We start from the raw sequence: 8,821 nt of genomic DNA, 5'->3' as shown, positions 1-8,821 counted from the left end.
GGACGAGAGCGATGCCGACCTGGTGGGGCTGGAGCTGGCCGCGCGCGCGGGCTACCAGCCCTCGGCCGCCGTCAGCCTGTGGCAGAAGATGGGCAACGCCAGCGGCAGCAAGCAGGGCGGGCTGGCGTTCTTGTCCACCCACCCTTCAGGCCCCGCGCGCATCCGCGAGCTGGAACTGAACGTGCCCAAGGTGCAGGGGCTGTATCAGGCGGCGCGGCGCAACGGGTAGTTGCGGGCGGTCCAGACGCTGAGGTCCTGAAAATTCCTGTTTTGATAGCTGCTAGCGCTTGATGGATAAGCGCTAGAGGCCAATTTCATTCAAATTTTTGCTGCTGAGCTGCTTGAAGCGCTATGCCGCACTCACCCGGTTGCGGCCCGCGTTCTTGCTTTGGTACAGCGCCTTGTCGGCGCGTGCAATCGCGGCTTGCAGGTCTTCGGCGCTGTGCACCTGGGCCACGCCAAACGACATGGTCAGCGCGATGGGCGCCTGGCCCACGTCCAGCGTCGCCTGCTCGATGGCGGCGCGGATGCGTTCGGCGGTGGCGCAGGCCGCGTCCAGCGGGCTGGCGGGCATCAGTGCCAAAAACTCCTCGCCGCCCCAGCGCGCCAGCACGTCCCCTTCGCGCAGGTTGGCGGCTAGCACCTTGGCCATGGCCACCAGCACCTCGTCGCCCACCGCGTGGCCGTATTGGTCGTTGATGCGTTTGAACAAGTCCACATCACACAGCAGCAGGGTGACGGGCGCGCCGTCGCGCTGGCTGCGCGCCAGTGCATTGGTCGACAGCGCTTCGAAGTGGCTGCGGTTGGCCAAGCCGGTCAGCGGGTCGAGCGTGGCCTGCTTGCGCAGGCGGCCCTCGGCGATCAGGATGGTGCGCCGGTAAAACGCCGCCAGCGCGGCCGACATGGCAAACACCAGGCAGATGTGCACCCAGTTCACGATCTTGACGCTCTGCGCGGGCAACGGATCGAGCGCGCCCAGGTGGTCGCACAGGGCCTGCAGACCCAGGTAGTACGCCAGCAGCCCCACCACCACGGGCGCCGCAAAGCCGCGCGTGTTGGCGATCACGATGGCGGGGATGAAGAGCAAGAGGTAGTAGTGAAACCCGCTGTCCCAGCCGATGAGCAGCGAACCCAGTGCCGAGTGCCCCACCACCTCCAGCCAGATCAACACCAGCGCGGCGGCGTTGTAGCGTTTCTGAATGAGCCGGTACGCGCCCAGGTACATGCCAATGCTGACCACGTTGACGGCCGCCAGTGGCACCGACCCCAGCCACAGAAACAGCGCGATGTAGCCGACATCGATGGCCGCAGCCGTCAACGCCACCCGCTGCACCATGGCCCAGTAGGCCTTGCCCGCCAGGCTAGAGCCACGCTGCGGTTCGAGGGGAGGGCGCGGCTTGAAGTTGGGATTCATGGAACGAGGGGCGCGGATGGCGGACAGCGGGCAGCGTCTGTGCAGTGAGGGTTCACAGACTGCTTACAAAGAGATACATCGTAAGCGTGCATTCCATTCGCAGTCCTTGGAACTGGTCGTTTTTGCTGCGCCTATTCACTTCGGCGGTCGGCGGCTGGACGAGTCTGGGTCAGTCGTCGCCAGGGAGAAAACAAGTCAAATGGGCCTCTAGCGCTTGTGGATAAAGCACTCATTGCTATCAAAATATGCTTTTCCAGCAGGGTTTTGTGCTGCGATGCTGGAGGACACAACGACGCTGTGCTCACCGTCGGCTTTGCAAAGCAGCTACGCCGTGCGCTGGCTCTGGGCCACCGGCATCCACCGAGCGCGAGAACTACACGGTGTGACTGAGCGCAGACAAGCGGCTCGACCGCCAATACCTTTACCGGCGCAGCTGCGCACAGTCCAACCGCGTGCAACCCAATCCCGAGGTAGCGCGGCGATGTCCGCTGACCGCTCGGCGTGATTGACTACTCCATGGCGTCGCGCAACCTTCTATGGTGCTCGCAGGGCGGGCGTTTGTTTCCTGCCAAGAACATGGATAGGAATCAAATATGAAAATCTTTTACAAAGCTGCATTGGCCACCGTGGCGCTCGCAGCCGCGGCGCACGCCAGTGCTGAAATTACCTTCTTTCAGCAAGAAAACTATCAGGGCCAGTCTTTCGCCACCCAGCAGCGGGTGGGCAATTTTGAGCGGGCTGGTTTCAACGACCGCGCATCCTCCGTCACTGTCACCAATGAGCGCTGGGAGGTTTGTGAAAACGCCCGCTTCCGTGGAAAGTGCATGGTCCTGCGCCCGGGCCAGTACCCATCGCTTGGCGCGATGGGGTTGAGCAACGGCATTTCGTCTGCCCGGAACATTCCTGTAGAGCAGCGTGTAGACAGCCGACGCTATGCACCAGAGCCCGCCCGCGCCGCTGCTCCAGCGGCCGCCAAAATCGCGCTGTTTGCGCAAGAAGGTTTTGGTGGGACCGCGTTCACGACACAAGAATCCGTGCGCAACTTGAATCGGGAGGGCTTCAGCAACAGCGCCTCTTCGGCCGTGGTGGTGGGTGACCGCGCGTGGGAAGTGTGCGACGACGAACGCTTTAACGGGCGGTGCATGGTGCTGCGACCCGGGCAGTACCCGTCGCTCTCGGCCATGGGCATGAACAACCAAATTTCCTCCGTGCGGGAGCTCGAACGCGGCGCGCGGGTAGACGACCGCCGCTATGCGCCGCAGCCCGTTGCGGTGCCCAACTACCGCCGCCGACCCGACGAGCGCCTGTTTGAGGCCAATGTGAGTTCGGTGCGCGCCGTAGTGGGCCCACCTGAACAGCGCTGCTGGGTCGAACGCGAGCAAGTGCCCCAAGGTCAGAGCCAGGTCAACGCGCCAGGTGCTGTGCTCGGTGCGCTGCTGGGTGGCGTTCTGGGCCACCAAGTTGGCGGCGGCAGTGGCAAGGACATCGCCACCGCGGGCGGCGCCATCGCCGGTGCGGTGTTCGGCTCGCGAGTGGGCAACAACACGCCAGCGACGCAAGACGTGCAGCGCTGCCAACAAGTGCCCAGCCAGGGTCAGGCCGACTATTGGGACGTGACTTATACGTTCAAGGGCGAGCAGCACCGCATCCAAATGGCGGCGCCACCCGGCCGAACCATCACCGTCAATGCTCGGGGCGAGCCGCGCACGTAACCCAAAGTTTTGGTCTTTTAGGCCTCTAGCGCTTATTCAATAAGCGCTAGTAGCTATAGATTCAGAAGCAATCCTTAAGTGCCCTGCACGTAAGGATTGCTTTCGCGCTCCCGCCCAAAACTGCTCTCCGGCCCGTGCCCGGGAATAAACACCGTTTGGTCGCCCATGGGCCAGAGCCGCTGAACGATGCTGTCGATCAGGTGCTGGTGGTTCCCTTGCGGGAAATCTGTGCGACCGATGCTGCCCGCGAAGAGCACGTCGCCCACAAACGCGCGGTCGATCTGCGGCGCGTGGAACACCACGTGGCCCGGCGTGTGGCCGGGGCAGTGGCGCACGTTCAGCGTCTCGTTGCCGATCTGCACCTGGTCGCCATCGTGCAGCCAGCGCGTGGGCGTGAAGTGCTGCGCGGGCGGAAAACCAAACATCGCGCTTTGCTGTGGCAGCCCATCAATCCAGAACTGGTCGCCCGGGTGGGGGCCGACGACGGGCAGCGAAAGCCGCTCAGCCAGCTCGCCCGTGCCGCCCGCGTGGTCGATGTGGGCGTGGGTGAGCCAGATCTGTTCGAGCGTGATGCCCAGGCGCTGAATTTCTGCGAGCAGCACATCCAGATCGCCACCGGGGTCGATCACGGCGGCTTGGTGGGTGGCGTCGCACCAGACGAGGGAGCAGTTTTGCTGGAACGCGGTAACGGGGACGGTGAGGTAGCGGAGCATGGTGAGTGGAGGTGGTATCGCGGTATTTTTGCTTGTTCGGGTCCGTAGGTCCGCCGTGCGGGTCGGCTTCAGGGCGGTGTGAGCCTCTGAACGAGGAAATCCACCAGCGCCCGCACGCGCAAAGGCATGTGCCGGTGCGCAGGGTACAGCAGCGAAAACGGGCGCGAGGCGCCCGCGTGCGCGGGCAGCAGCTCTTGCAACCCGCCGCTGCGCAGGTCGTTTTCCACAATGAACCGGTAGGTCTGCAGCAGCCCTGCACCGGCGCGGGCCAGGGTCACGGGACCCAGGATGTCGTCGGCGCAGCGCAGGCGGCCCTGGGTGGGCACGTCCACGTCGCGTCCGGTCGTGTCACGCAGCACCCAGGGAACCGGTTGGCCGCTGCTGGGCAGCACGAACTGGATGCACTCGTGCGCCGCTAGGTCGGCAATGTGGTGTGGCGTGCCGCAGCGGCGCAGATAGGCGGGTGCAGCCACCACCACGAGCGCGGCGTCCTCCAGCTTGCGCGCCACCAGGCCGGAGTCGACGGGCGGGCGACCACGCACGGCCAGGTCAAAACCTTCTTCGGTGAAGTCCACATTGCGATTGCTCAGTTGCAGCTCCAGCTCGACCTGTGGGTAGGCCTGCTGAAACTCTGGCAACAGCGGCAGGACACGGCAGTGCCCGTAGGAGGTGGGCAGGCTGAAGCGAACGAGGCCTGCGGGGCTTTGCTGCTGGCCCGACAGCTCGCGTTCTGCCTCGGCCAGCTGCCCCAGCGCCTGGCGGCACTGTTCGTAGTAGCGCTTGCCCGCGTCGGTCAGCCGCACCTGGCGCGTGGTGCGCTGGAACAGGCGCACACCCAGGCGCGCCTCCATGCGGGCCACCGAGCGGCTGACTGCTGCCGCTGTCAGCCCGGCCGCTTGTGCCGCGGCCGTGAAGCTTTGCCACTGCGCGGTCAGGCAGAACAGCTCGATGCTGCCCAGCTTCAGGTCGTCAAATTGGCGGGCCATGTTTATTACTTCGTGTAATGACTGAAATGCGTGAGACCTAGTTTATTGCTGTTTGCATCGCCAATACCATCGCTTCACCTATCCACCACGCCCCAAAGGCAACCCCATGAAGCTGTACTTTTCGCCCGCCGCCTGCTCCCTGTCGCCCCACATCCTGCTGCGCGAATGTGGCTTTTCGTTTGACCTGGAGAAGGTCGATACCGCGCGCCACCAGACGGCCGACGGGCAGGACTTCTATGCGATCAACCCCAAAGGCCAGGTGCCTGTGCTGGAGCTGGACGACGGTTCCCGCCTCACCGAAGGCCCGGTCATTGCGCAATACATCGCCGACCAAGCCCAGGCCACGCAGCTCATGCCCGTCGCCGGCACGCTGGCGCGCTACCGGGTGATGGAATGGCAAAACTACGTCAGCACCGAGCTGCACAAGTCCTTCACGCCCCTGTTCCACACCGATCTGGATACCAACGCCAAGGCCGCGCTGGCGGCTCTGCTGCGCAAGAAGATGGATTGGCTGGACGCGCAGCTGCAGCACGGCCCCTACCTGACGGGCGAGCACTTCACGGCGGCCGATGCCTATCTGTTTGTGGTGCTGGGCTGGGCCAAGTTCGTGAAGCTGGACATCAGCGACCTGGCCCATCTGCAGGCTTTCATGCGCCGCGTGGCCTTCCGCCCCGCCGTGCAGGCCGCGATGCGGGCCGAAGGCTTGCTGGGCTGAGACGCCGTTGATTCATCCATCCCTCCATCCACCAGGAACACGCCATGCCTTACATCAACATCAAAGTGACCCGCGAAGGCGTCAGCAGTGCGCAAAAGGCCGCGCTGATCCAGGGGGCGACCGACTTGCTGGTGCGCGTTCTGAACAAGGAGCCCGCCACCACCTTTGTAGTGATCGACGAGATCGATACTGACAACTGGGGTGTGGCCGGTGAGACGGTGACCGTGCGGCGCCAGCGCGCCCGGGCAGCCGCCGGAGGGACTGCGTCATGAGTGACCCGCGCTTTGACGCAGTCGCCTCCGTGCTGCAGGAGTATTTCGACGGCCTGTGCCACAGCGATACACAGCGCCTGCGCCGCGTGTTCCACCCGCAGGCGGTCTACGCCTGCGCCACGGCAGAGCCGGTGGTGATCCTGCGCATGGACGCGTATTTCCCCATCGTGGACCAGCGCCCATCACCCGCCAGCCGGGGCGAAACGGTGCAGGAGCGCATCCTGTCGATTGAATTTGCCGGGCCGGTGACCGCTCTGGCCAAGGTGGAGTGCGCCATCCTACCCAAACACTTCACCGACCTGCTGACGCTGATTTACGCAGACGGGCGTTGGCAAATCATTGCCAAGGTCTTTCACTACGAGTTGGATCGTTGAGGGGGATGTGCGATGCCGCAATCAGTCGATATCGGCAGGTCTTCCCAGCAGGCGGTTCACGGCAGAGCGCAGGCCCTCCAGGGATGTGGTGTTGAGCACAAACACCACAAAGCCCTCGATCTGACTGCTCAGCAATTCAAAGCGGATGTGCAGAAACACCACCAGGTGGTTCTGGATGCGCGTGCCCAGGATGGTGCGGCTGTCGCCGGTGTCGATGCTGGGCGGGCTGAGTTCGAACTCGCTGCCCAGCAGGTCGGCCAGGGCCGCAATGCAGGCGTTCAGCATCACGTTGCCGACCTCGGTCATGGCGTCTTGCTCGATGGCGCTCAGGTCTTCACCGGGCACGCTTTGACCCGCAACGATGCGCACGATCTCCAGGCTCTTGTTGCCCGGAAAGATCAGCAGCGCGTCGCCGTTGAACACCCCACGGAACGGCTGGCGCACGCCGTACATGGGGCGCTCGGCAGCACCCAGCTGCTGGGCGGCTTCGCTCACGGTGAGGATGCTGACGTGCGGCACCGACAGCAGCACCTCGTCGCGCATGAGGTGGCCCATGGCCGCCGCGGCCTTGCCCACGCCGATGTTGAAGATTTCGCTGAGCGCGTCGACTTGTTCGGCATCTAGCTGGATGGGCATGTCAGGCTCCTACCAAGGCGGTGAGTTGCGCGGTGGCAGCGGCGGTGATCGGCTTGGCAATGAACACCATGCCTGCCTCCTCAATGCGCTCCTGCAGAACCGACTGGACGTTGGCGGTGAGGATGGCGATGGGGACATTGGGCAGGATCTTGCGCAGCGCCAGCGCGGCCTCCAGGCCATTCATTCCGTGCATGTTGAAGTCCATCGACACCAGATCGACAGGCTGGCTCTGGACCAGCGCCAGGGCCTCTTCGCCGCTGCTGGCGTGCACGATGGTCCAGTCGGGATGGGTCTGTGCGAGCAGCCCCTGCAGGATAAGCCGGGACATGCGGCTGTCGTCAACAATCAAAAGTCGGATGCTCATGGCGTGCACTCTGTGGGGGGGTCAAGGTTGTTGGATGGCGGGCTCGCAGGCCAGCACTTTGTTGCGGCCGGTGGCCTTGGCGCGGTAGAGCGCCCGGTCGGCGTCTGCCAGCAGGGGTTCGATGCCCGGGTGGGTGGGCTCCATTTCGGCCATGCCGATAGAGACGGTCAGCGACAGCGGCTGGCCGTCGGGCGATGCAAGGTGCATCCGTGCGAGGGCGTCGCGGATGCGTTCCGTGATCTTGAAGGCGCTGCTGGTGGATGAATGCGGCAGCAGTGCTGCGAACTCTTCACCGCCCAGGCGCCCCAGCAGGTCGGCATCGCGCAATGCGCTTTCAATGGCCTGTGCGCATGCGCGCAGCGCCGCGTCGCCGGTCTGGTGGCCGTGCTGGTCGTTGATGCGCTTGAAATGGTCGATGTCGATCATCAGCACCGTGCACGGCTGCGCATGGCGGCGGCAGTGGTCAAAGAGGGCGGTGCCGCCTTCCATGAACGCGCGCCGGTTGAGCAGCCCGGTGAGCGCATCGCGCGTGGCCAGCTCGCGCAGTTGCGATTCCAGCTCTTTGTGGCGGCTGATGTCAAAGCCCCACAGCAGGTGTGCCAGGCGCCCATCCACTTCGATGAGCCGCGCCGACAGGGAGCGCCAGCTGGGGTGGTGTTCGCCAATCTGCGCTTCCAGCGCGTCGACTTGGCCGTACTGGTCCAGCGCCTGCATGAGGCTTTCGCCCACCGCGGGGTCGTGCAGCAACTGGTGCAGGAACAAGGTCTGGGGCGGGGCCTTGAGCCCCAGGCGTTCTGTTAGCTGGTGGTTGATGAAATGCACCTTGCCGTTTTCCACGTCGGCCAGCACCACATCGCTGGGGCTGGTGTCCAGGATGAAGCTCAGGAGTGCACGGCCTTCCTCGATCTTGCGGGTGCGGCTGGCCACACGCACTTCCAGCTGGCGATTGGCCTGCGCCAGCTGTTGCGACATCGCACTGGCCAGGCGCGCGTCGCGCACCAGCCGCCAGACCAACAGCGCCGTCCCGGCCAGCAGGCTGCCCAGCACGGCACTGAGCACTTTGAACCGGTCATGCAGTTGCTGGCGCGCTCGGTCGGTCTGCTGGGTGTTGAGCAGGTGCACGGCTGCCACGGCTTTGCGGACGGTGTCCAGTTGCGCGTCCGACCCGCCCACGATGTCTGCCGCTACCGCAGCCCCGTCTGCACCAGCAGCACCCAGCCGCTGCGACCAGGCTTCTGCCTGGTGCAGCAACTCGTCCAGGTTGCGCGCGGTGTGGGGCAGCGCATCCCGCAGCTGGGTGCTGATGCGCGGGGCCTGCGCCGAGGTGTCCAGGGTGCTGAGCAGCACGTCCAGGCGCTCGCGCAATTCGCTCGCGGATGTGCCGTGATCCGCAACGTTGTGTGCCAGCAGGCTGACCCGAGCCAGTTCGCTGTGGATGCTGGAAACGTACCACAGGTCGCTTTGTTGGTAGGGCTGCGCCAGCTCCTGGGTCTGGCGCAGCGTCCACCACAGGGTTGTGGACGTGGCCACTGCCATGGCGGCCACCACCGCCAGAAGCCAGCGGGTGCCTGCCCGCTGCTGCGTGAAAGTGTCTGTGACCGCAGGGGCTGAAGGGGGCGGATGCGGATGCGGGTG

At 64.8% G+C, this 8,821-nt stretch carries 11 protein-coding genes; 5 read left to right on the top strand and 6 right to left on the bottom strand.

Annotated features, from left to right (window positions below):
- The coding region (locus ACK41V_RS10585; RefSeq protein ID WP_409781738.1) for a M48 family metalloprotease at window positions 1–229 on the top strand (229 nt) is incomplete at its 5' end.
- 120 nt (window positions 230–349) lie between these two features.
- Here ACK41V_RS10585 and ACK41V_RS10580 read toward each other — a convergent pair.
- Window positions 350–1,414, bottom strand: coding sequence for a GGDEF domain-containing protein (locus ACK41V_RS10580; RefSeq protein WP_409781735.1), 1,065 nt, complete (start codon window positions 1,412–1,414; stop codon window positions 350–352).
- Between the two features lie 593 nt (window positions 1,415–2,007).
- Here ACK41V_RS10580 and ACK41V_RS10575 point away from each other — a divergent pair.
- Window positions 2,008–3,126, top strand: a complete 1,119-nt coding sequence (locus ACK41V_RS10575; protein ID WP_409781733.1) for a beta/gamma crystallin-related protein — start codon at window positions 2,008–2,010, stop codon at window positions 3,124–3,126.
- A 74-nt stretch (window positions 3,127–3,200) separates the two neighbouring features.
- Here ACK41V_RS10575 and ACK41V_RS10570 read toward each other — a convergent pair whose 3' ends face one another.
- Window positions 3,201–3,839, bottom strand: coding sequence for an MBL fold metallo-hydrolase (locus ACK41V_RS10570; RefSeq protein ID WP_409781730.1), 639 nt, complete (start codon window positions 3,837–3,839; stop codon window positions 3,201–3,203).
- 68 nt (window positions 3,840–3,907) lie between these two features.
- The gene (locus ACK41V_RS10565; RefSeq protein ID WP_409781728.1) at window positions 3,908–4,825 is read right to left on the bottom strand and encodes a LysR substrate-binding domain-containing protein; all 918 of its coding nucleotides are present in this window, start codon (window positions 4,823–4,825) and stop codon (window positions 3,908–3,910) included.
- Between the two features lie 106 nt (window positions 4,826–4,931).
- Here ACK41V_RS10565 and gstA point away from each other — a divergent pair, with 106 nt between their 5' ends.
- Genes gstA through ACK41V_RS10550 form a run of 3 tightly spaced genes read left to right on the top strand, consistent with a single transcriptional unit; the run spans window position 4,932 to window position 6,186 of the window.
- On the top strand, window positions 4,932–5,540 hold the full coding sequence (gene gstA, locus ACK41V_RS10560) for a glutathione transferase GstA (RefSeq protein WP_409781725.1): 609 nt from the start codon (window positions 4,932–4,934) through the stop codon (window positions 5,538–5,540).
- A 44-nt stretch (window positions 5,541–5,584) separates the two neighbouring features.
- Window positions 5,585–5,812 (top strand): tautomerase family protein, encoded by a 228-nt coding sequence (locus tag ACK41V_RS10555; RefSeq protein WP_409781723.1) that lies wholly within the window; start codon window positions 5,585–5,587, stop codon window positions 5,810–5,812.
- Complete coding sequence (locus tag ACK41V_RS10550; RefSeq protein WP_409781720.1) at window positions 5,809–6,186, top strand: nuclear transport factor 2 family protein; 378 nt, start codon at window positions 5,809–5,811, stop codon at window positions 6,184–6,186. Before ACK41V_RS10555 ends, ACK41V_RS10550 begins: the two co-directional genes overlap by 4 nt.
- 21 nt (window positions 6,187–6,207) lie before the next feature.
- Here the strand turns inward: ACK41V_RS10550 and ACK41V_RS10545 are convergent, their stop codons facing one another.
- Genes ACK41V_RS10545 through ACK41V_RS10535 form a run of 3 tightly spaced genes read right to left on the bottom strand, consistent with a single transcriptional unit; the run spans window position 6,208 to window position 8,722 of the window.
- A complete protein-coding gene (locus tag ACK41V_RS10545; RefSeq protein ID WP_409781717.1) occupies window positions 6,208–6,822 on the bottom strand; it encodes a chemotaxis protein CheC in 615 nt (204 codons plus the stop codon).
- 1 nt (window position 6,823) lies between these two features.
- The gene (locus ACK41V_RS10540) at window positions 6,824–7,186 is read right to left on the bottom strand and encodes a response regulator (protein WP_409781715.1); all 363 of its coding nucleotides are present in this window, start codon (window positions 7,184–7,186) and stop codon (window positions 6,824–6,826) included.
- A 21-nt stretch (window positions 7,187–7,207) separates the two neighbouring features.
- Window positions 7,208–8,722 (bottom strand): GGDEF domain-containing protein, encoded by a 1,515-nt coding sequence (locus tag ACK41V_RS10535; RefSeq protein WP_409781713.1) that lies wholly within the window; start codon window positions 8,720–8,722, stop codon window positions 7,208–7,210.
- Between the last annotated feature and the right edge of the window lie 99 nt (window positions 8,723–8,821).

Source organism: Acidovorax sp. (genome assembly GCF_046291265.1).
GTDB lineage: Bacteria > Pseudomonadota > Gammaproteobacteria > Burkholderiales > Burkholderiaceae_C > Acidovorax.
The sequence above is the reverse complement of the archived record's forward strand: the minus strand, read 5'-3'. Positions and strand labels throughout refer to the sequence as shown.

Bases quoted from the DNA above. Each gene is read 5' to 3' on its own strand.
- ACK41V_RS10580 (WP_409781735.1), bottom strand. From the start codon at position 1,414: ATGAATCCCAACTTCAAGCCGCGCCCTCCCCTCGAACCGCAGCGTGGC.
- ACK41V_RS10575 (WP_409781733.1), top strand. From the start codon at position 2,008: ATGAAAATCTTTTACAAAGCTGCATTGGCCACCGTGGCGCTCGCAGCC.
- ACK41V_RS10570 (WP_409781730.1), bottom strand. From the start codon at position 3,839: ATGCTCCGCTACCTCACCGTCCCCGTTACCGCGTTCCAGCAAAACTGC.
- ACK41V_RS10565 (WP_409781728.1), bottom strand. From the start codon at position 4,825: ATGGCCCGCCAATTTGACGACCTGAAGCTGGGCAGCATCGAGCTGTTC.
- gstA (WP_409781725.1), top strand. From the start codon at position 4,932: ATGAAGCTGTACTTTTCGCCCGCCGCCTGCTCCCTGTCGCCCCACATC.
- ACK41V_RS10555 (WP_409781723.1), top strand. From the start codon at position 5,585: ATGCCTTACATCAACATCAAAGTGACCCGCGAAGGCGTCAGCAGTGCG.
- ACK41V_RS10550 (WP_409781720.1), top strand. From the start codon at position 5,809: ATGAGTGACCCGCGCTTTGACGCAGTCGCCTCCGTGCTGCAGGAGTAT.
- ACK41V_RS10545 (WP_409781717.1), bottom strand. From the start codon at position 6,822: ATGCCCATCCAGCTAGATGCCGAACAAGTCGACGCGCTCAGCGAAATC.
- ACK41V_RS10540 (WP_409781715.1), bottom strand. From the start codon at position 7,186: ATGAGCATCCGACTTTTGATTGTTGACGACAGCCGCATGTCCCGGCTT.
- ACK41V_RS10535 (WP_409781713.1), bottom strand. From the start codon at position 8,722: ATGGCAGTGGCCACGTCCACAACCCTGTGGTGGACGCTGCGCCAGACC.